We start from the raw sequence: 21812 nt of genomic DNA on the forward strand, positions 1-21812 counted from the left end.
GAATCAAACCATCCGGCGATGACGGGCGTGTGAAGCTATCGTGACGCTGTTGTGACGGGCGCGGCCCCCGCCGCGGGACGGCTAGCGGGATTTCTGGCGTTGCGGCGCGTTGCGCAGCCGCGTGCCAAGCAGACGGTCGTGCAGGAACTGGCCGTCCGGGTCGAACCAGGACCAGATAAAAATCGTGAACGGCGCGGCCACGATGAACATGTCCATCGACGCCCAGCCCGTGAGGCTGGCGGCGCCCCACACCACGGCCGCGCCGGCCAGCACCAGCGGCCAGACAAGCACGTAGCGCAAGATCAGGCGGCCGGTTGGCGGCGTGTTGCCGTCACGGTCCACCAGCCGGATATTCCAGGTTTTCATGGGCAGGGTCTGCCCGCGCCGACGCCAGCACAGCACGAAATACGCGCCAATCGCCACAAACAACCACGCTTGCCGCGCCGCGCGCAATTCCAGCGCGTTCTTGCTTTGCGTCAGCGTGTCCAGCAGATAGCCGGCCAGGAAGACGACGCCGAACAGCAACACGGCCTCGTACATCATGCAGGCAAAGCGGCGCAGCCGGTTGGGGGTCTGATCTAGGAAGGCGTCGGTCGTCATGGGTCGCCATTATCCGACAAAAAAAAACCCGCCGGTAAGGGCGGGTCTATAAAAGGGGCTATGCAGCCCCCAAGGGGAAAATCGTTCGGGCCGCGACGTCAGGCCCGGTCAGGCTTCAGGCGGCGGAGTGCGCGTTCTTGGCGCTCGTCTTGCCAACCAGGGCCTTTACGCCGTGAGCCAGCTTACGCAGGCCTGCGGCCAACGCCCGCATCGGGTGCGGACGGAATTGTTCTTCAATTGCCTGGAGCATCAGTTGGCGCTCGAGTTCGTCGGTCAGGCGGATGGTGTTGTTCGGGTTGATCACAATAGCCTCCACGGGCTTGCTCAGTTGTTTAGCTACTAGGGATAACCCGAATTATAGGGGTTTACCCTCAAACTGTGCAAGAGGCAGATGCAAGCTGGTGCAACACGGCAACACCTTGGTGCTGATGATGCCCCAAAACCGGGCGGCGGGGCACCATAAGCAAAGATACGGCCGGCATGTTGCGGCGCTTTTACAACGTGGCGGTGAGCGTCGGGGAAGGGGGCTGCCCGGGCGAGAACCGCCCGGGCAAGGCGGCGATCAGGCGTCGCGGTAGCCGGCGGCAACCAGTTCGAAACCGAACAGGCGGCAGTCCAGCGCGCCGTTGTGCAAGGGCACGCGGCGCTTGGGCTTCAGGCGCATCTGGTTGGGCAGCGTCATGTCGCTGGTGATGACGTGCAGCTGCCAACCGGCAAAATTGCGCTTCAGGCAGGTGGCCCAGTCACGCCACAAATCGGCGTCCTGTTCGGTCTGCATGCGCTCGCCGTAGGGTGGATTGGTGACAATCCAGCCGTGGTCGGCGGGCGCCGTTATTTCGCGGGCGTCGCCGATTTCAAAGCGGATCGAGTCGGCGGTGAGCCAGGCGCGTTCGGCATTGTTCTGAGCGAATTCAATGGCTTGCGGATCCAGGTCGTAACCGACCAGGGGTGCGTCCAGCTGAGGCAGGATGCGTGAGCGGGCATCGTCCTTCAGGTCGCGCCAGCGGAAGGCGTCATGGTCGCGCAACCGTTCGAAGCCAAAGGGACGCGAAATGCCCGGGGGCACGCCCAGGGCGATCCAGGCCGCTTCGATCAGGATGGTGCCCGAGCCGCAAAAGGGGTCCAGCAGCGGGGCGGCGGGGTCCCACCCGGCCAGGGCCAGCATGCCGGCGGCCAGGTTTTCGCGCAGGGGGGCTTCGCCCTTGTCCAGGCGCCAGCCACGCTTGAAGAGCGATTCGCCGGACGTATCCAGGTACAGCGTGGCGGTGTGGCCCGTCAGGAACAGGTGGACGCGGGCGTCCGGGCGCACGGTGTCGATGCTGGGGCGCTCGCCTTCCAGCTCGCGCAGGCGGTCGCAGATGCCATCCTTGGCGCGCAGATTGCAGTACTGCAAGCTTTGCACCGGGCTCTTGATGGCCGAAGTGTCCACGCGCAGCGTTTGTTCGGCGCCGAACCAGCGTTCCCAGGGGGTGTCGCGGGCCAGGTCCAGGATGTCGTCTTCGTGCGAAATCTCGGCGTGCGCAACCTGCACCAGGATGCGGGTCGCCAGGCGCGAATACAGGTTGGCGCGCTGCACGCCCGACCAATCGGCGGTGAACGAGCAGCCCGCGCGACCTGCCTGGGCGTCTTCATAGCCCAGCGCCTGCATCTCGGCCGTCAGGGCCTCTTCCAGGCCTTGAGGGCAGGGCGCGAATACGGTGAACACTTCCGCCTGGCGGGGCTCGCGCGGGCGGCGGCTGCGGGTCTCGACGCGGGGCGCGCGATCCTGGTGGTCGTCGTGCGCGTCGTCCTGGTAATCGTCGTGCACGTCGGGGTAATCCGGTTGCGATGCCTCTACGGACGGTTCGGCCTGGAAGTCGGGCGCGGGGCCGTCATCTTCGAAGGGATCGTAGAAACGGCCTGCCGGGGTGGCCGGTGCAATGTACTGGTCATCACGCAGGCGCGGCGCGCGTTGCGGCGGGCGGCCGGAACGGGCACTGGGTGCGGCGTCGCGACGCGTATCGTCGGAGCGGTCACGGGAAGGCTGGTTGCGATCGTATCTGCCGCGCTCGGACGTGCCGCGCTCGGAGGAGCCGCGCCCGGACGCGCCGCGATCGGACGTGCCACGCTCAGAGGAACCACGGCCTGCCGGGCCGCGCCCTTCACCCCGGCTGGGCTGGCCGCGATCGTATTGACCGCGTTCCGCGCCGCCACGGGGCGCCTGGCCACGCGCGCCGGCGCCCGGCTTGCGGCGCGCTTCTTCTTCCTGGCGGCGTTGATAGCCTTCCGGGTCTTTCTGGCGTTCGACGTTTTCCTTGGTGCGCGAGATCTGCGCGACCAGCTTGGCGCGGGCGCCCGTGCGGGTGCGCTTGGGCGCCTCGACGGCGTGGGCGTCACGCGCCGTTTTTTTGATCGTCAGCGTCTTGCGCGGGCGGTCCTGTTCATCAGAGGACATACGAATCCTGGCGAATGTGCAAAGGTAGGGGGAATCAGAAGGGTTTGACGACGACCAGCGCCACCACCACCAAGAGCAGCAAGACGGGAACTTCGTTGAACCAGCGATAGAACTTATGCGAACGGGTGTTTTTGCCCTGTTCGAATTTACGCAGCATCAAGCCACAGGCGTGATGGTAGCCGATGACGAGCAGGACGAAAAAGAGTTTGGCGTGCATCCAGCCGTTGCCCGGGCCCACGCCGATGCGGTAACCCAGATACAGCCACATGCCGAACACAATGGCCACCACGGCCAAAATGGTGGTGAAACGATACAGCCGGCGCGCCATGCCCAGCAGCGTCACCTGGACGGACGCGTCCGACTGCTGCGCCAGATTCACGAAAATGCGGGGCAGGTAGAACAACCCGGCAAACCAGGAAGCGATGAAGACGATGTGAAATGTCTTGACCCAAAGCATGGCCATGGCGGCATCCAATCTAGGAAAGCCGCATTGTAAGGCCGCCGGATGGTCCCCCGCGCCGCCGCTAGATCACATACAGATCCACGTATTCATGCACCGGCATGGCCTCCAGCGCCTGCTGGTCCAGCGACACGTCAAGAATGCGCCGCTGCTGCCTGGCCGGGAACATGCGCGCCAGATTGGTGCGGAACTTGGCCTCCAGCAACGGAATGCCGTCGGCGCGGCGGCGCTTGTGGCCGATCGGGTATTCGCAGACGATTTCGTCCAGCTTGGATCCGTCCACGAATTCCACCGTCAGTGCGTTCGCGATCGAGCGCTTGTCCGGATCGTGGTAATCGCGGGTGAAGGCGGGATCTTCCACGCATACGATCTTGTCGCGCAAGACGTCGATGCGCGGGTCGCGCGCCACGTCGTCCTCGTAGTCGGCGGCCGTCAAGCGGCCGAACAGCACGGGCACCGCCACCATGTACTGGATGCAATGGTCGCGGTCGGCCGGGTTGTTCAGCGGACCCTTCTTGTCGATGATGCGGATGCACGCCTCATGCGTGCGGATGGTGATGGCCTTGATGTCTTCCGGCCGTTTGCCCAGCGCACCGAGCTTTACGTGCAGCTCCATGGCGCATTCCACGGCGGTCTGCGAATGGAATTCGGCCGGGTACGAAATCTTGAACAGCACGTTTTCCATCACGTAGCTGCCATACGGCCGCTGGAACTTGAACGGCTGGCCCTTGAAAAGCACGTCGTAAAAGCCCCACGTCTTGGCGGTAAGCACCGACGGGTAGCCCATCTCGCCGGTTTTCGCGATCAGCGCCAGGCGCACGGCGCGGCTGGTGGCGTCACCCGCCGCCCAGCTTTTCCGGCTGCCGGTGTTGGGGGCGTGGCGATACGTGCGCAGGCTTTGGCCATCGACCCAGGCCAGCGACACGGCGTTGATGACCTCGTCGCGGTCCAGCCCCAGCATCTGCGCCACCACGGCGGTGGACGCGACCTTGACCAGCACCACGTGGTCCAGCCCGACCTTGTTGAACGAATTTTCCAGCGCGATGCAGCCCTGGATCTCATGCGCCTTGATCATGCCGGTCAGCACGTCGCGCATCGTCAAGGGGGCTTTGCCGGCGGCGACTGCGGTGCGGGACAACCAATCCGCCGTGGCCAGGATGCCGCCCAGATTGTCCGACGGATGGCCCCATTCGGCAGCCAGCCACGTGTCGTTGAAATCCAGCCAGCGGATGATCGTGCCGATGTTGAACGCGGCCTGCACCGGGTCAAGTTGAAACGACGTGCCGGGCACCTTGGCGCCATGGGGCACCACCGTGCCCGGCACAATCGGCCCCAGCAGCTTCTTGCATGCCGGGTATTCCAGCGCTTCCAGGCCGCAGCCCAGCGTGTCGATCAGGCAGTTGCGGGCGGTCTCATACGCCAGGCTGCTCTTGATCTCGTAGTTAAGAACGTAGTCCGCGATATCGACCAAAACCTGATCGGGATCGGGACGTACGTTTGAGATTGGGGCGGACATTGCGAACCCTCCTTAGCGAAGAAGTGAATACAGGTGGCCATGCCGCGCCTTGTTCTCGTTATGGTTGCGGCCGCCTTACTTGCGCTTGTCCAGCGGCACGAACTTCTGGTCTTCCGGGCCCACGTAGTTGGCGGTGGGGCGGATGATCTTGTTGTCGATGCGCTGTTCAATGATGTGGGCCGACCAGCCTGCCGTGCGCGCAATGACGAACAGCGGGGTGAACATCGACGTGGGCACGCCCATCATGTGGTAGCTGACGGCCGAGAACCAGTCCAGGTTGGGGAACATCTTCTTGATGTCCCACATGACCGTTTCCAGGCGTTCGGCGATGTCGAACATCTTGGTGCTGCCGGCCTTCTTGGACAGCTTCTTGGCCACGTCCTTGATGACCTTGTTGCGCGGGTCGGACACGGTGTAGACCGGGTGGCCAAAACCGATGATGACTTCCTTGGCCTCGACGCGGCGGCGGATGTCGGCTTCAGCTTCGTCGGGCGAGTCATAGCGCTTTTGCACGTCGAACGCCACTTCGTTGGCGCCGCCGTGCTTGGGGCCGCGCAGCGCGCCGATGGCGCCGGCAATCGACGAGAACATGTCCGAGCCCGTGCCGGCGATGACGCGCGCGGTAAAGGTCGATGCGTTGAACTCGTGTTCGGCGTACAGGTTCAAGGAGATGTGCATCGCCTTGACCCATTCGTCGCTGGGCTTTTCGCCGTGCAGCAAGTGCAGGAAGTGGCCGCCGATGCTGTCGTCGTCCGTCTGTACGTCAATCATGTGGCCGTTGTGGCTGTAGTGATACCAGTACAGCAGGGCCGAACCCAGGTTGGCCATCAGGCGGTCGGCGATGTCGCGCGCGCCCGGGGTGCTGTGGTCGTCTTTTTCGGGCAGCACGCAACCCAGCACGGACACGGCGGTGCGCATCACGTCCATGGGGTGGCTCGATGCCGGCAGCGCTTCCAGCGCCACTTGCAACTGGGCGGGCAGGCCGCGCAGGCTCTTCAGCTTTTGCTTGTAGGCGGCCAGTTCCGCCTTGTTCGGCAGCTTGCCGTGGACCAGCAGGTGGGCAATTTCCTCGAACTCGCTGGTGTGGGCGATGTCCAGGATGTCGTAGCCGCGGTAGTGCAGGTCGTTGCCGCTGCGGCCGACGGTGCACAGCGCGGTGTTGCCCGCAACCACGCCCGACAGGGCAACGGACTTCTTGGGTTTAAAACCGGCTTTCTCTTCCGGCTTGGCGTCCGGCTTGGCTTCTTGCTTTTTGGGAGCCGTGCTCATGTCTCTACTCCTTCACTTTCGCTGTGGTCGATGCAATGGGGGACTGGCGTGGCGGGATTACGCTTTGCCCTTTTGAAACAGAGCGTCCAGTCGGGATTCAAACTCGTGATAGCCGATGCGGTCGTACAGTTCTTCGCGCGTCTGCATCAGGTCCACCACGTTTTTCTGGTGGCCGTCGCGGCGGATGGCGGTGTAGACGGCTTCGGCGGCCTTGTTCATGGCGCGGAAGGCGGACAGCGGATACAGCACCATGCCCACGCCCACGCTCTTCAATTCTTCAACGGTGAACAACGGCGTCTTGCCGAATTCGGTGATGTTGGCCAGCACCGGCACCTTGACGGCCTTGACGAAGCGGTCGTAGGTGGGCAGGTCATAGGCGGCTTCGGCGAAGATCGCGTCGGCGCCGGCTTCCACGCAGGCCAGCGCGCGCTCAATCGCGGCGTCCACGCCATGCGAGGCGATGGCGTCGGTGCGGGCGATCAGGTAGAAGTCGCTGTCGGTGCGCGCGTCGGCAGCCGCCTTGACGCGATCGGCCATTTCTTCGGTGGTGACGATTTCCTTGCCCGGGCGATGGCCGCAGCGCTTGGCGCCAACCTGGTCTTCGATGTGGCAGGCTGCCGCGCCGAACTTGATCAGGCTCTTGACGGTGCGGGCGATGTTGAACGCCGACGGGCCAAAGCCGGTGTCGATGTCCACCACCAGCGGCACGTCGCACACATCGGTGATGCGGCGCACGTCTGTCAGCACGTCGTCCATGGTGTTGATGCCCAGGTCGGGCAGGCCCAGCGACCCGGCCGCCACGCCGCCACCCGACAGGTAGATGGCGCGGTAGCCGGCGCGTTTGGCCAGCAAGGCGTGGTTGGCGTTGATGGCGCCGATGATCTGCAGCGGACTTTCTTCGGCAAGGGCGCGGCGCAAGAGGGCGCCGGGCGATTCGGGTCTGGACATGGTGGTCTCCGTTCTTATGGCTAGCCCACGACCTTATCGCGGGTCCGGAATATAAATCTGTCCCCTACGCGACAATCCCGGCGCGGCCGGGCCAAGAGACAGGTGTATGTTTCGGCATGAGGCGGGTACAGAAGAATTGGGCCCGCATGAACGGGCCCAATTCTGATTCAAGCGCTGCTTACTTCAGCAGGTCCTTGACGCCGTCGCGCTCTTCCAGGAGCTCTTTCAGCGTGAAGTCCAGGCGCTCGCGCGAGAAGGCGTCGATTTCCAGGCCTTCGACACGCTTGTATTCGCCGTTTTCGGTCGTGACCGGCACGCCGTAGATGATGCCTTCCGGAATGCCATACGAGCCATCCGACGGAACGCCCATCGTGACCCACTTGCCGTTGCTGCCCAGGACCCAGTCACGGACGTGGTCGATGGCGGCGTTGGCGGCCGAAGCGGCCGAGGACAGGCCACGGGCTTCGATGATGGCGGCGCCACGCTTGCCCACGGTGGGGATGAACGTGTCGCGGTTCCAGGCGTCATCATTGATGAGCTTGGTCAGCGATTCGCCGCCGACGGTGGCGAAACGGAAGTCGGGGTACATCGTGGGCGAGTGGTTGCCCCAGACGATCAGGTTTTCGATGTCGGCAACCGGCTTGCCCGACTTGGCCGACAGCTGCGACAGGGCGCGGTTGTGGTCCAGGCGCAGCATGGCGGTGAAGTTCTTTGCCGGCAGGTCCGGCGCCGACTTCATGGCGATGTAGGCGTTGGTGTTGGCCGGGTTGCCGACCACCAGGACCTTGACGTTGCGGCTGGCCACATCGTTCAGGGCCTTGCCTTGCGCCGTGAAGATCTGGGCGTTGACCGACAGCAGGTCCTTGCGTTCCATGCCGGGGCCGCGCGGACGGGCGCCAACCAGCAGGGCCACGTCGGCATCCTTGAAGGCGGTGCGCGGATCGCTGTGGGCGGTCACTTCCTGCAGCAGCGGGAAGGCGCAGTCATCCAATTCCATGATGACGCCCTTCAGGGCCTTTTGCGCTTTCTCGTCGGGGATTTCCAGCAGTTGCAGGATGACGGGTTGATCTTTACCCAGCATTTCGCCGGAGGCGATGCGGAATAGCAGTGCGTAACCGATTTGGCCGGCGGCGCCGGTGACGGCGACACGCAAGGCAGGCTTGGACATGGACGTTCTCCGTAATGGTTTGGCGAGAAAAATCTCACCAATCAGTGTAATCGTTGGGGCATCAAAAACGGCGCGCACGAACCTGCCGGCGCGGGGCCCTGACAGCCGTGAATCCTAGAACGATTTCAGGGGTCCGTCAAACGCTCTTCTATCTTATATAAGACATAAGACGTTGGACAGCGTCCGGGCCGATATGCCACAATAGAGCGTTTATTCGAATGCGCTACAGGCCGTTTCTTCATACCCCTGGCAGCGCATTTTTGGATGTGGGTCCGCACCCATCTTGCGCTGCCCTCCCATCATCCGGATGAACATGACACTTTCAAGAAGATCCATGGCAGAGCCCCGGCCCGAAACCTCCTTACGCAATCGCGCCGCCCGTTCAACGGGCGAGGGGGCCGCTTTCAGTCCGCTCTATCGCCAGATCAAGGATCTGCTTGTCCAAAGCCTTGAACGCGGCGAATGGAAGCCCGGCGAACTCATCCCCAGCGAAATCGATCTGGCTGCCCGTTTTCAGGTCAGCCAGGGCACGGTGCGCAAGGCGGTTGATGAGTTGGCCGCCGAGCACATGCTGCTGCGTCGCCAAGGCAAGGGCACCTTTGTCGCCACCCACCACGAAGCCCGCGTGCGCTATCGCTTCCTGCGCCTGGCCGCCGATGAAGAAGGCGAAGCCGGCCGCGCCGAGAGCCGCATCCTGGAATGCCGCCGCGTGCGCGCGCCCGCCGAGGTCGCCCGTGCGCTGGACTTGCGCGCCGGCGAAACCGTCGTGATGATCCGCCGCCTGCTGTCCATGGGGCAGACGCCCACCGTCGTGGACGATATCTGGCTGCCCGGCTCCATTTTCCGTGGCCTCACCCTGGAGCTTCTGACCGCCAACAAGGCGCCGCTCTATGGCCTGTTTGAATCCGAATTCGGCGTCAGCATGGTGCGCGCGGACGAAAAGCTGCGCGCGGTCATTGCGCCGGCTGAAGTCTGTCCCCTGCTTAATGTTCCGGCCGGCACGCCGTTGTTGCAGGTAGACCGGGTGTCTTACACCTATGGTGACCGCCCCATGGAAATTCGCCGGGGTTTGTACTTGACCGATCGATACCACTACCGCAATAGTCTGAATTGATGAGCTTTTACACTACGATTTGATACCGACCCTATCTCTGGGCGAAAATAGCGTGTTTGCCCGAAAGGGCCACGGCAATTTCGCCGTCACGATTCCCTAGTTCCGAAACACCGAGGCCGTCATGTCCGACACCGCTGCCAAGCCACGTCCGCAGTTTCGCAATATTGGGCTTGCCCAAGTTGCGTTCTCCTATCGCCTGCCCCTGGCCGGCAAGCTGTCCATCCTGCACCGCATCAGCGGCATTTTGCTGTTCCTCTGTTTGCCCTTGGTCATCGTGCCGCTGTTCGCAGCTAGCGTGGCCGCACCGCAATCGTTTGCCTGGATCGCCTCCATTGCGACCAACCCGATCGTCAAGCTTGTCTTCCTGGTTCTCGTCTGGGGCTACCTGCACCACTTCTGTGCCGGCATCCGCTACCTGCTGCTGGACCTGCACATCGGTATCGACAAGCTGTCGGCCAAGAAAAGCGCCGGCGTGGTCTTCGGTGTCAGCCTGGCGCTGACGCTGGTGTTCGGTCTCAAACTGTTCGGAGTGCTGTAAATGGCCGCCGCTAAAAACTACGGACCCAAGCGCCTGGTCGTCGGCGCGCACTATGGCGTCATGGATTTCATCATCCAGCGCATCACCGCCGTCATCATGGCCGTGTATACGCTGGTGCTGCTCGTCGGCATCTTGATGATGCCTGCCTTCACGTATGAACACTGGGTCAAGCTGTTCAATTTCTACGTGGGCTTCATTCCGGTTGGCCAGATCCTGGCCTCCCTTGCATTCATTGCGTTGGCCTGGCATGCCTGGATTGGCGTGCGCGACATCTGGATGGACTACGTCAAGCCGGTGGGCTTGCGCCTGCTGCTGCAAGTGCTGACGATCCTCTGGCTGGTCGGTACGGTCGTTTACTTCGCGCAAATCCTCTGGAGCATTTAAGCCGTGGTCTCTGTCATGAAATCCTTGCCGCGCCGCCAGTTTGATGTGGTGGTCGTTGGCGCCGGTGGAGCCGGCATGCGTTGTTCGCTGCAACTGTCCCAAGCGGGGCTGTCCGTTGCAGTGCTGTCCAAAGTGTTCCCCACGCGTTCGCACACCGTTGCCGCGCAAGGCGGCGTGAGCGCCTCGCTGGGCAACATGAGCGAAGACAACTGGTACTGGCACATGTACGACACCGTCAAGGGGTCGGATTGGCTGGGCGACCAGGACGCCATCGAATTCATGTGCCGTGAAGCGCCGAACGCCGTGTACGAGCTCGAGCACTTCGGCATGCCGTTCGACCGCAACCCCGACGGCACGATCTACCAGCGTCCGTTCGGCGGCCACACCGCCAACTTCGGTGAAAAGCCGGTGCAGCGCGCCTGTGCCGCCGCTGACCGCACCGGCCACGCGCTGTTGCACACCCTCTACCAGCGCAACGTTGCCGCGCGCACCCAGTTCTTCGTCGAATGGATGGCGCTGGACCTGCTGCGCAACGAAGCCGGTGACGTCGTGGGCGTGACCGCCCTGGAAATGGAAACGGGCGAAATCTACATCCTGGAAGCCAAGACCACGGTGCTGGCCACCGGCGGCGCCGGCCGTATCTGGGCCGCTTCCACCAACGCCTTCATCAACACCGGTGACGGCCTGGGCATGGCAGCGCGCGCGGGCATCCCGCTGCAAGACATGGAATTCTGGCAATTCCACCCCACCGGCGTGGCCGGCGCGGGCGTGCTGATCACGGAAGGCGTGCGTGGCGAAGGTGGCATCCTGTTGAACAAGGATGGCGAACGCTTCATGGAGCGCTATGCGCCCACGCTGAAAGACCTGGCCCCGCGCGACTTCGTGTCGCGCTCGATGGACCAGGAAATCAAGGAAGGCCGCGGTTGCGGTCCGGACGGCAGCTACGTCGTCCTGAAGCTTGACCACCTGGGCGCCGACGTCATCAACAAGCGTCTGCCCTCGATCCGCGAAATTGCCATCAAGTTCGGCAACGTCGACCCGATCAAGGAACCGATCCCCGTCGTTCCGACCATCCACTACCAGATGGGCGGCATTCCGGCTAACTACCACGGCCAGGTGCTGTCGCGCGAAAACGGCGAGAACAAGGTCGTCAACGGCCTGTACGCCATCGGCGAATGCGCCGCGGTGTCCGTGCACGGCGCCAACCGCCTGGGCACGAACTCGCTGCTGGACTTGATCGTGTTCGGTCGCGCCACCGGCAACCACATTGTCAATTCGCATCCCGAGCGCCAGCGCGCGCATCAGGATCTGCCGAAGGAAGCCGTGGACTTCTCGCTGGACCGCGTGAACAAGCTGGAATCGCGTACGTCGGGCGAAAAGACGCAAGACATCGGCAACGCCATCCGCTTCTCGATGCAGCGCCACTGCGGCGTGTTCCGCACGCTGGAACTGCTGAACGAAGGCGTGACGCAGATCGAAGATCTGGCCAAGCAAGCCGACAGCATCTACTTCAAGGACAAGTCCAAGGTGTTCAACACCGCGCGCGTCGAAGCGCTGGAACTGGCCAACATGACCGAAGTGGCCCGCGCCACGATCAAGTCGGCCGCTGCCCGTACGGAAAGCCGTGGCGCTCACGCGCTGGACGACCACCCGACGCGCGACGACGAGAACTGGCTCAAGCACACGCTGTGGTATTCCGAAGGCAGCCGCCTGGATTACAAGCCCGTGCAGATGAAGCCGCTCACCGTTGAGTCCTTCCCGCCCAAGGCGCGTACCTTCTAAGTCCGGATAGAGCCCATTATGAGCACCAAGAGAATCGTCAAGTTCGAAATCTACCGCTACGATCCGGACAAGGACGAGCGCCCCTACATGCAAAAGCTGGACGTTGAACTCCAGCCCACCGACAAGATGCTGCTTGATGCGCTGGTGCGCATCAAGAACGACGTCGATGACAGCCTGGCCCTGCGCCGCTCGTGCCGTGAAGGCGTGTGCGGTTCGGACGCCATGAACATCAACGGCAAGAACGGCCTGGCCTGCACGACGAACCTGCGTGAATTGAAGGAACCCATCGTTCTGCGTCCGCTGCCGGGCTTGCCCGTCATCCGCGACCTGATCGTGGACATGACGCACTTCTTCAACCAGTACCACTCGATTCGTCCGTACCTCATCAACGATGCGCCGCCGCCCGAAAAAGAGCGCCTGCAATCGCCCGAGGCACGCGAAGAATTGGACGGCCTGTACGAGTGCATCCTGTGCGCGTGCTGTTCCACGTCCTGCCCGTCGTTCTGGTGGAATCCGGACAAGTTCGTCGGCCCGGCCGGCCTGCTGCAAGCCTACCGTTTCATTGCGGACAGCCGCGACGAAGCCACCGGCGAGCGCCTGGACAATCTGGAAGATCCGTACCGCTTGTTCCGTTGCCACACCATCATGAACTGCGTCGACGTCTGTCCCAAGGGGCTGAACCCGACCAAGGCAATCGGCAAGATCAAGGAACTGATGGTCCGCCGTACGGTCTAGTGTCTATCTAGCGTGAAGACTTTTGTTTTTATGGTGTAAAGATGAGCAGGCTAACTGAACTGGAGCGGGCGCGTCTGCGTTGGCGGGCGCGCCGCGGCCTGCTCGAAAACGACTTGATCATCACTCGGTATCTTGACGCTTACGAGGCTGAACTTACCGATGATGATGTGGCCGCATTGACCCAGCTGTTCGAGATGGGAGACAACGATCTTCTCGACCTGCTGCTGGCCCGCAAGGAACTCGAAGGTGAACTGGATACTCCCAGGCTTCGGGGCATTATTGGCCAGATGCGCGCACTCTGATTAATGTGAGAGGAATAAACATGAACCTGTCTGACAAAAAAGCCACTCTATCCTTCTCGGATGGCAGCGCACCCATTGAGTTCCCTGTCTACAAGGGCACGGTCGGTCCGGATGTGATCGACATCCGCAAGCTGTATGGCCAGACGGGCATGTTCACGTTTGACCCCGGCTTCATGTCCACCGCGGCTTGCGAATCGGGTATCACGTATATCGACGGCGACAAGGGCGAACTGCTGTATCGCGGCTACCCCATCGAGCAATTGGCCGTCAATTGCGACTTCATGGACATCTGCTACCTGATCCTGAACGGCGAACTGCCGAACCAGGAACAGAAGGCCGACTTTGATTCGCAAGTGACCCATCACACGATGGTCAACGAACAGCTGCACTTCTTCCTGCGTGGCTTCCGCCGCGACGCCCACCCGATGGCCGTTTTGACGGGCCTGGTTGGCGCGCTGTCCGCGTTCTACCACGACTCCACCGACATCACGAACCCGCAGCATCGTCACATCTCGGCCATCCGCCTGATCGCCAAGATGCCGACGCTGGTTGCGATGGCGTACAAGTACTCGCAAGGCCAACCGTTCATCTATCCGCAGAACGACCTGTCCTACACGGGCAACTTCCTGCGCATGATGTTCGCCACGCCGTGCGAAGACTACAAGGTCAACGAAGTTGTTGAACGCGCGCTGGATCGCATCTTCATCCTGCACGCCGACCACGAGCAAAATGCCTCGACCTCGACCGTGCGCCTGTGCGGTTCGTCGGGCACCAACCCGTTCGCGGCCATCTCGGCTGGCGTGGCTTGCCTGTGGGGCCCGGCTCACGGCGGCGCCAACGAAGCTTGCCTGCAAATGCTGGAAGAGCTGCAAGCCAACGGCGGCATCGACAAGGTCGGTGAGTTCATGGAGAAGGTCAAGGACAAGAACTCGGGCGTGCGCCTGATGGGCTTTGGCCACCGCGTCTACAAGAACTACGACCCGCGCGCAAAGCTGATGCAGGAAACCTGCAAGGAAGTGCTCTCGGCCCTGGGCCTGGAAAACGACCCGCTGTTCAAGCTGGCCATGGAACTGGAACGTATCGCCCTGTCGGATCCGTACTTCGTCCAGCGCAAGCTGTACCCGAACGTGGACTTCTACTCGGGTATCGTCCAGCGCGCCATCGGCATCCCGACGTCGCTGTTCACGGCCATCTTCGCGCTGGCCCGCACGGTGGGCTGGATTGCCCAGTGGAACGAAATGCTGTCGGATCCCGACTACAAGATCGGCCGTCCGCGCCAGCTGTTCACCGGTTCGGTGACCCGCGACGTGCCCCCGATGGACAAGCGTTAATCCGCTTTCCGTTTCGGCAAGTCAGTGACAAGAAACCGCCTTCGGGCGGTTTTTTGTTGCGCGCTCGGCGGCGGCGATGGCGCGATTGATATCCGGATATCATGCTGGCCATGATTCCCATCTCATTGCCATCGGCCAATTTTTACCTGCTGCTTTTGTTCGGCATGCTTGCCGGCGTCGTATTGGGCGTGTGGGCTCTGGTGCTGGCCATCAGCGCCAGCCATCGCCGCACCGTCCGCAAATATTGGAAGACGTCGGCCGCGTTGTTCGTGGTGCTGGCGGTGCCCTTTGCGTTCTTCGCCTGGGTGCAGATCATCATCGGCCAGATCGAACGCGAGAGCGAACGGGCCGAGGCTGCGCGCAATGTCACGCTGGAACAGGCAAGCACAGTGGGTGGCGTGGCCATGCCCGCCGGCACCCGCCTGAAGCTGCAAGACGAAGGGCAGTGGGAAACATATGTGGCGGCCGAATTCCCGGCACCCACCCCGATCTTCGAGGTGCAAGCCACACTGGCGCGCCGCTATCTGGACGCCGAATACGAAAAAGAAACGTACGCGCTGATCCGCCGGTATCCCCGCAGCATCATCCTGAAAGGCCAAGGCGATCAGACCGTGCTGGGATGGCGCTGTGACAGTACGCACGACATCGAATTCGATACCCAGCCCGACGGCACCATGAAGGCCTTGGACCAATGCCGCCTGGGTACCGGCAACAACGTCGACGGCATGGCCATTCACGCGGGCTCGGTGCTATATGGCTCGACCGGTACGGTGTACGTGGATGGCTCGACCGACCCTGACCGCTGGCGCATTGAAGTGAAGGACCCCGTGGCGGTCAAGGTATTCGGACTGATGTTGAGCGAGCCCAGGATTTATCTGGATGCAGACCGCCATCTGCTGCGCGTCAGCGATTCGGAGCTTGCCTGCCGGGTACGGTTCGGCGGCTTTGACTACGCCGAGGGCACGCAGGTCAAGACCATCAGGCGTGTGATTGATGGGCAGCGGGAACCCTTTCCCGGCGTGCTCGTGTTCAGCCCGTCATCGGGGCAGGTGGCCGAGCGGGAAGGCCATGCGGACGTGCCGCCGGGCATGTCCGTCATGCAGGCGTTCGATGGAACCTTGCTGGGCATCGTCACGAACGATGAGGTCGGCGTCTTCAAGTTTGCAACGTTCAGCGTTGGCGACGAAGCACCGACCGCACCGGCTCGGGCGCGCTGCCCTCAGTAGCGGCGCGGCGCTTGCACGGGCGCACCGCCGCAGCCGGGCAGTCGCACCCGCCGCGCCTACACGCTGATATGGCGCGCCATCAGCACCGCGAACAGCGGCAGGAAGATAAACAGGTGTGATTCGATCATCACCCAGCGACGCACGCGCTTGATCTCGGGCAGCGTGGGCACGAAGCCAGCCTGCTGGCGCGACTGTTTTGCCCAACGGAAAATCGCCAAGGTGGGCGGGATCGAACAGAGCGCGATGATGACGAACAGCGTGATCTTGGCGTGAAACCACGGGCTGCTCATGTAGAACGCCGCGCCCTTCACGCCCTGCGTCAGGCGCAGCAGACCGGTAATCAGCACCAGCACGGCGCTGACGCCGTAAAGACGGTCGTAGATCACCAGGCGCTTGACGCCCGCGGCGGTCAGGTCCGGGCGTAGCAATACGGCTTCGGCGGTCAGCACAACCACCAGTACAAATATCGCAAGGTAATGGAACCAGGCGTATAGCGCGTCGGCCAGCATGTCGTCTCCAGGGTAGGGGTGAAGCATGGTTTTACCATTGGCCGGTGGCGGCGCGTGGTGCGGTGGATATAAAAAAACGCACCGGGGCGATCAGCCGGCGCCGTCGAAAAGACAGCATGAAAAAAGGCGCCCCGAAGGGCGCCTTTGCGTCAGGACAAGCGCGGTATCAACGGCGCTTCTTGGCGGCGTCGGCGGCTTCCTGCTGCGCGTCCACAACGGCCAGCGCCGTCATGTTGACGATACGGCGCACGGTGGCGCTGGTCGTCAGGATGTGCACCGGGCGCGCGGCGCCCAGCAGGATCGGACCCATCGCGACGCCATTGCTGCCCGTCATCTTCAGCATGTTGTACGTGATGTTGCCGGTGTCCAGGTTCGGCATGACCAGCAGGTTGGCGCGACCCTTGAGCGTGCTGTCCGGGTAGGCCAGCACACGGATCTTTTCCGACAAGGCGGCGTCGGCGTGCATTTCGCCGTCTACTTCCAGATCCGGCGCGCGGTCTTGCACCAGCTTGCTGGCGGCAGCCATCTTCTTGGACGATTCCGTGACGCGGCTGCCAAAGTTCGAATGCGACAGCAGGGCGATCTTCGGCACCACGCCAAAACGCAGCATTTCGTCCGCGGCCTGGATGGTGATGTTGGCCACTTCTTCCGCCGTCGGGTTTTCGTTGACGTGGGTGTCGGTGACGAACAGCGTCTGGTCGGGCAGCATCAGCACGTTCAGCGCGGCGTACGTCTGGCCTTCTTTCTTGCCGATGATTTCGTCGACGTACTTGAGCTGGTTGTCGTACTTGCTGGCCACGCCGCACAGCAGCGCGTCGGCGTCGCCGCGACGCAGCAGCATCGCGCCGATCAGCGTGTTGTGCTTGCGGATCATCGCCTTGGCGATGGCCGGGGTCACGCCTTCACGGCCCTTGAGCTGGTAGTACGCATTCCAGGTTTCGTTAAAGCGGCTGTCGTCTTCAGGGTCGACAATTTCGAAGTGCTCGCCGGCCACCAGGCGCAGGCCGGCCTTGTTGATGCGCATTTCGATGACCGACGGGCGGCCGATCAGGATCGGGCGCGCCAGTTTTTCGTCGACCACGGTTTGCACGGCGCGCAGGACGCGCTCGTCTTCGCCGTCGGCGTAGATGACGCGCTTGGGCGCCTTCTTGGCCTGGGCGAACAGCGGACGCATCAGCTGGCCCGAGTGGTACACAAAGCCCATCAGCTTCTGGCGATAGGCCTCGATGTCTTCGATGGGGCGGGCGGCCACGCCGGAGTCGGCGGCGGCTTGGGCCACGGCCGGCGCAATCTGGAAGATCAGGCGCGGGTCGAAGGGCTTGGGGATGATGTAGTCGGGGCCGAACGACAGTTCCTGGCCGGCGTAGGCGCGGGCCACTTCATCGTTTTGTTCGGCTTGTGCCAGCTCGGCAATGGCCTTCACGCAAGCCAGCTTCATTTCTTCCGTGATGCGCGAGGCGCCGGCGTCCATGGCGCCGCGGAAGATGAACGGGAAGCACAGCACGTTGTTGACCTGGTTCGGGTAGTCCGAACGGCCGGTGGCGATGATGCAATCCGGGCGGGCGGCCTTGGCCACTTCCGGGCGGATTTCCGGTTCGGGGTTGGCCAGCGCCAGGATCAGCGGACGGTCGGCCATGGTCTTGACCATGTCGCCCGTCAGCACGCCGGAGGTCGAGCAGCCCAGGAACACGTCGGCGCCGTTGACCACATCGGCCAGCGTGCGCGCGTCGGTCTTTTGCGCGTAGCGCTTCTTGTTGGCTTCCATGTTTTCATCGCGGCCGTCCCAGATGACGCCGCGCGAGTCCACCACATAGATGTTCTCGCGCTTGACGCCCAGGTGCACCAGCAGGTCCAGGCAGGCGATGGCGGCAGCGCCCGCGCCCGAGCAAGCCAGCTTGACCGCGCCGATGTCCTTGCCCACGACCTTCAGGCCGTTCAGGATGGCCGCCGACGAAATGATGGCGGTGCCGTGCTGGTCGTCATGGAACACGGGAATCTTCATGCGCTCGCGCAGCTTCTTCTCGATGTAGAAGCACTCGGGCGCCTTGATGTCTTCCAGGTTGACGCCGCCCAGCGTGGGTTCCAGCGCCGCGATGATGTCGACCAGCTTGTCCGGATCGTTCTCGGCCAGTTCGATGTCGAACACGTCGATGCCGGCAAACTTCTTGAACAGGCAGCCCTTGCCTTCCATGACCGGCTTGGCGGCCAGCGGGCCGATGTTGCCCAGACCCAGGACGGCGGTGCCGTTGGTGATCACGCCCACCAGGTTGCCGCGCGAGGTGTACTTGGACGCCGCGTCTTCACCCTGGTCGAAGATGGCCATGCAAGCTGCCGCCACGCCGGGCGAGTAGGCCAGGGACAAGTCGTCCTGGTTGGCCAGCGTCTTGGTCGGCACGACCGAGATTTTGCCGGGGGTGGGATAGGCGTGGTAATCCAACGCCAGTTTGGTAAGAGTTTCGTCCATGGGATCGGGGCCTCTGAGGCACTAACTGAGAAAGAAAACGGGATGAAAAGCGAAGATGACAAACGGCGGGCTCGCGGCCCGCCGGTTTCTTTGCGAAATGCTTAGGGAACACCCGTATTTCACCAGAAAGCGCGGGCGCTTGGTTGTTGCAGTGCAGCGATCAGGCGGGTTTGGTCAAAAACCCGTCGGATTTGTTTGAAGCTGCGCTGAAAGCCGGCGATGCCTTTGCTGAAGGCGCGGGCACGCGCTTCGACGCGGCCGCCGTAGCCCGTAGCCCGTACCCGTACCGGTTTGTGCCTCGTCTACAACTCCCAGGGCGGCGTCTGGCGCGTGCCCGCGTTCAGGCGCTGACGCAGGGCGTCGGCGTCTTCCTGCCGGCCCAGGCTGTCCAGCGCGTACAGCACGATCCAGTCGGCGCTGACTTCGAAGAAGTCGCGCAGTTGCGCGCGGGTGTCGCTGCGGCCGAAGCCGTCGGTGCCCAGCGTGCGGTATGGCGCGGGCACCCAGGCGCGGATCTGTTCAGGCACGGCGCGCACATAGTCGGTGGCGGCAATCACCGGCGCGTCGCTGCCGCCCAGGCAGGTGCGAACCCAATCCGCGTCGTCGGCGGCTTCCAGGCCCAGGACGCGGGCGCGTTCGGCTTGGCGGCCATCGCGGGCCAACTCAGAAAAGCTGGTCACGCTCCAGACCTCGGCATCCACGCCGTAGTCAGCGTGTAGCCGGTCGGCCGCCATGTCGGCTTCGCGCAGCATGGGCCCGGCGCCCAGCAGCCGGACCTGTGCCTGTACGCGCGCGGCCCGCAGCCGGTACATGCCGCGCAGGATGCCGACGCGCACGGCGGGGTCGGCGGGCATGTCGGGCTGCGCCAGGTTTTCGTTGGTGACGGTCAGGTAGAAGAATTCGTCGTGCTGCTCGTCCAGCATGCGGCGCATGCCGTGTTCGACGATGACGGCCACTTCAAACGCATACGCGGGATCGTAGGCGCGGCAGTTCGGCACGGCGGCGGCCATGATGTGGCTGGAGCCGTCCTGATGCTGCAAGCCTTCGCCGCCCAACGTGGTGCGGCCCGACGTGGCGCCGATCAAAAAGCCGCGCGTGCGTTGGTCAGCGGCGGCCCAGATCAGGTCGCCGATGCGTTGGAAGCCGAACATCGAGTAATAGATATAGAAGGGCAACATCGGCAAGCCGTTGACCGAATAGCTGGTGCCCGCCGCCGTCCACGACGAAATCGCGCCGGCTTCGGTAATGCCTTCCTCAAGGATCTGCCCGTCGCGCGCTTCGCGGTAATACAGCACCGAGCCGATGTCCTCGGGTTCGTACAACTGGCCTTGCGCTGAATAGATGCCGATCTGCCGGAACAGGTTTGCCATGCCGAAGGTTCGGGCCTCGTCAGCCACGATGGGTACGATGCGCGAGCCCACCGTGGCGTCTTTCAGCAGCCCGGTCAGCATGCGCACGATGGCCATGGTGGACGACATTTCCTTGCCGTCGGCGGCCAGCGCAAAGCGCGCCCACTGTTCGACGGCGGGCGGCGCCAGGCGTGGAGATTCGGTGCGACGGCGGGGGATGTGGCCGCCCAGCGCCGCGCGGCGGGCTTGCAGGTGGCGCAGTTCGGCGCTGTCTTCTGCCGGGCGGTAGAACTTCAGGGCCAGGCAGTCGGCATCTGAAATGGGCAAGGCAAAGCGGTCGCGAAACGCCAGCAGCGCTTCATCGTCCAGCTTTTTCTGCTGATGCGTCGTCATCTTGCCCTGGCCCGCGGCGCCCATGCCGAAGCCTTTTTTCGTCTGCGCCAGAATCACGGTGGGTTGTCCGCGATGCTGCGCGGCGCGGTGATAAGCCGCATGGATCTTCACCATGTCATGGCCACCGCGATGCAGGCGGTCGATGGCTTCCTCGGTCCAGTCGGCCACCAGCGCCGCCAGTTCCGGGTTCTGGTTGAAGAAGTGGGCGCGGTTGAAGGCGCCGTCATTGGCGGCAAAGGTCTGGAATTGCCCGTCCACCGTGTTGGCGAAGGCTCGGGCCAGCGCGCCGTTGGTGTCGCGGCGAAGCAGGGCGTCCCAGTCGCTGCCCCACACCAGCTTGATGACGTTCCAGCCGGCGCCGGCGTACAGGGTTTCAAGCTCGTCGATGATGCGGCCGTTGCCGCGCACCGGGCCGTCCAGCCGTTGCAGGTTGCAGTTGACGACGAACACCAGGTTGTCCAGCTTTTCGCGTGCGGCGAGCGTCAGCGCGGCAATGGATTCGGGTTCGTCCATTTCGCCGTCGCCGAAAATGCCCCAGACCTTGCGGTCGCCGGGGGGCACCAGCGAGCGGTGTTCCAGGTAGCGCATGAAGCGCGCCTGGTAAATGGCGTTGATGGGTCCGATGCCCATGGACCCTGTCGGGAACTGCCAGAAGTCCGGCATCAGCCAGGGGTGCGGGTAGGACGACAACCCGCGCAGGCCGCGCGCGGTGGCGGTGATTTCCTGTCGAAAATGCGCCAGATCGTCTTCGCCCAGAAAGCCTTCAAGGAAGGCGCGGGCGTACACGCCGGGCGCGGAGTGCGGCTGCATGTAGACCAAGTCACCCGGGCCGTCGGCCGTTTGCGCGCGGAAGAAGTGGTTGAAGCCGACTTCGAACAAGTCGGCGGCCGATGCATAGCTGGCAATGTGGCCGCCAAGTTCCCCGTGCGCCTGGTTGGCACGCACGACCATGGCCAGCGCGTTCCAGCGGTTGATGCGGGCGATGCGTTCTTCAACGGCCAGGTTGCCGGGAAAAGGCGGTTCCTGGTCGGCCGGTATCGTGTTCAGGTAGGCGGTGCGCGTCTGGCTGTTGGCGCGCAGGCCCAGGGACGCGGCATGCCCCAGCAGGCTGTCCAGCACGTAGCCCGCGCGGCTTGCTCCGTCCGCGTCGACCAGTGATTGCAGGGCATCGCGCCATTCGGCGGTTTCGGCCGGGTCGGCATCGGTGGGGTGGTCATGCCCCGGGGCGGGGTGGCTTGCGTCACGCATGGGGTGTTGTCTCCTGTTATCGCTCCATCCTAGACCTGTGTG

19 protein-coding genes are annotated in these 21812 nt (G+C 63.3%); 8 read left to right on the forward strand and 11 right to left on the reverse strand.

Features of this window, described 5'->3' with window-relative positions:
• Positions 1-81: 81 nt before the first annotated feature.
• From YH64_RS01005 to YH64_RS01040, 8 genes are all read right to left on the reverse strand, one after another.
• On the reverse strand, positions 82-600 hold the full coding sequence (locus tag YH64_RS01005; protein WP_046802651.1) for an RDD family protein: 519 nt from the start codon (positions 598-600) through the stop codon (positions 82-84).
• Between the two features lie 115 nt (positions 601-715).
• The gene (locus tag YH64_RS01010) at positions 716-904 is read right to left on the reverse strand and encodes a hypothetical protein (RefSeq protein WP_046802652.1); all 189 of its coding nucleotides are present in this window, start codon (positions 902-904) and stop codon (positions 716-718) included.
• Positions 905-1162: 258 nt separating this feature from the next.
• Positions 1163-2539 carry a class I SAM-dependent RNA methyltransferase gene (locus YH64_RS01015; RefSeq protein ID WP_370512719.1) on the reverse strand — a complete coding sequence of 459 codons (1377 nt, stop codon included), beginning with the start codon at positions 2537-2539 and terminating at the stop codon, positions 1163-1165.
• 529 nt (positions 2540-3068) lie between these two features.
• Positions 3069-3497, reverse strand: a complete 429-nt coding sequence (locus YH64_RS01020; RefSeq protein WP_185975319.1) for a CopD family protein — start codon at positions 3495-3497, stop codon at positions 3069-3071.
• 61 nt (positions 3498-3558) lie between these two features.
• The gene (locus YH64_RS01025) at positions 3559-5010 is read right to left on the reverse strand and encodes a bifunctional 2-methylcitrate dehydratase/aconitate hydratase (RefSeq protein WP_046802654.1); all 1452 of its coding nucleotides are present in this window, start codon (positions 5008-5010) and stop codon (positions 3559-3561) included.
• A 75-nt stretch (positions 5011-5085) separates the two neighbouring features.
• The gene (gene prpC, locus YH64_RS01030; protein WP_046802655.1) at positions 5086-6279 is read right to left on the reverse strand and encodes a 2-methylcitrate synthase; all 1194 of its coding nucleotides are present in this window, start codon (positions 6277-6279) and stop codon (positions 5086-5088) included.
• 57 nt (positions 6280-6336) lie between these two features.
• Positions 6337-7227 (reverse strand): methylisocitrate lyase, encoded by an 891-nt coding sequence (gene prpB, locus YH64_RS01035; protein ID WP_046802656.1) that lies wholly within the window; start codon positions 7225-7227, stop codon positions 6337-6339.
• Between the two features lie 178 nt (positions 7228-7405).
• Positions 7406-8395 carry a malate dehydrogenase gene (locus YH64_RS01040; RefSeq protein ID WP_006218122.1) on the reverse strand — a complete coding sequence of 330 codons (990 nt, stop codon included), beginning with the start codon at positions 8393-8395 and terminating at the stop codon, positions 7406-7408.
• A 334-nt stretch (positions 8396-8729) separates the two neighbouring features.
• On the opposite strand from YH64_RS01040, the gene YH64_RS01045 reads away from it, so the two are divergent.
• The 8 genes from YH64_RS01045 to YH64_RS01080 all read left to right on the forward strand — a co-directional run bounded on the left by YH64_RS01045 (position 8730) and on the right by YH64_RS01080 (position 15807).
• The gene (locus tag YH64_RS01045; protein WP_046802657.1) at positions 8730-9509 is read left to right on the forward strand and encodes a GntR family transcriptional regulator; all 780 of its coding nucleotides are present in this window, start codon (positions 8730-8732) and stop codon (positions 9507-9509) included.
• Between the two features lie 121 nt (positions 9510-9630).
• On the forward strand, positions 9631-10047 hold the full coding sequence (gene sdhC, locus YH64_RS01050) for a succinate dehydrogenase, cytochrome b556 subunit (protein WP_046802658.1): 417 nt from the start codon (positions 9631-9633) through the stop codon (positions 10045-10047).
• On the forward strand, positions 10048-10431 hold the full coding sequence (gene sdhD / locus YH64_RS01055) for a succinate dehydrogenase, hydrophobic membrane anchor protein (protein ID WP_046802659.1): 384 nt from the start codon (positions 10048-10050) through the stop codon (positions 10429-10431).
• A 3-nt stretch (positions 10432-10434) separates the two neighbouring features.
• Positions 10435-12213: a succinate dehydrogenase flavoprotein subunit gene (gene sdhA / locus YH64_RS01060; protein WP_046802660.1), complete on the forward strand. Its 1779-nt coding sequence runs from the start codon at positions 10435-10437 to the stop codon at positions 12211-12213.
• A gap of 18 nt (positions 12214-12231) precedes the next feature.
• The gene (locus YH64_RS01065) at positions 12232-12948 is read left to right on the forward strand and encodes a succinate dehydrogenase iron-sulfur subunit (protein ID WP_006218127.1); all 717 of its coding nucleotides are present in this window, start codon (positions 12232-12234) and stop codon (positions 12946-12948) included.
• Positions 12949-12989: 41 nt separating this feature from the next.
• Positions 12990-13250: a succinate dehydrogenase assembly factor 2 gene (locus tag YH64_RS01070; RefSeq protein ID WP_046802661.1), complete on the forward strand. Its 261-nt coding sequence runs from the start codon at positions 12990-12992 to the stop codon at positions 13248-13250.
• A gap of 20 nt (positions 13251-13270) precedes the next feature.
• Positions 13271-14581 carry a citrate synthase gene (locus tag YH64_RS01075; RefSeq protein ID WP_006218129.1) on the forward strand — a complete coding sequence of 437 codons (1311 nt, stop codon included), beginning with the start codon at positions 13271-13273 and terminating at the stop codon, positions 14579-14581.
• A gap of 110 nt (positions 14582-14691) precedes the next feature.
• Entirely contained in the window at positions 14692-15807 is a 1116-nt protein-coding gene (locus tag YH64_RS01080) for a hypothetical protein (RefSeq protein ID WP_046802867.1), read from the forward strand.
• 56 nt (positions 15808-15863) lie between these two features.
• Here the strand turns inward: YH64_RS01080 and YH64_RS01085 are convergent, their stop codons facing one another.
• From YH64_RS01085 to mdeB, 3 genes are all read right to left on the reverse strand, one after another.
• A complete protein-coding gene (locus YH64_RS01085) occupies positions 15864-16316 on the reverse strand; it encodes a DUF2214 family protein (RefSeq protein ID WP_046802662.1) in 453 nt (150 codons plus the stop codon).
• Positions 16317-16482: 166 nt separating this feature from the next.
• On the reverse strand, positions 16483-18780 hold the full coding sequence (locus YH64_RS01090) for an NADP-dependent malic enzyme (RefSeq protein ID WP_046802663.1): 2298 nt from the start codon (positions 18778-18780) through the stop codon (positions 16483-16485).
• 302 nt (positions 18781-19082) lie between these two features.
• Positions 19083-21770: an alpha-ketoglutarate dehydrogenase gene (gene mdeB, locus YH64_RS01095; protein ID WP_046802664.1), complete on the reverse strand. Its 2688-nt coding sequence runs from the start codon at positions 21768-21770 to the stop codon at positions 19083-19085.
• Positions 21771-21812: the final 42 nt, after the last annotated feature.

The sequence above is a fragment of the Achromobacter sp. LC458 genome (assembly GCF_001005835.2).
GTDB classification, from domain to species: domain Bacteria; phylum Pseudomonadota; class Gammaproteobacteria; order Burkholderiales; family Burkholderiaceae_B; genus Achromobacter; species Achromobacter spanius_B.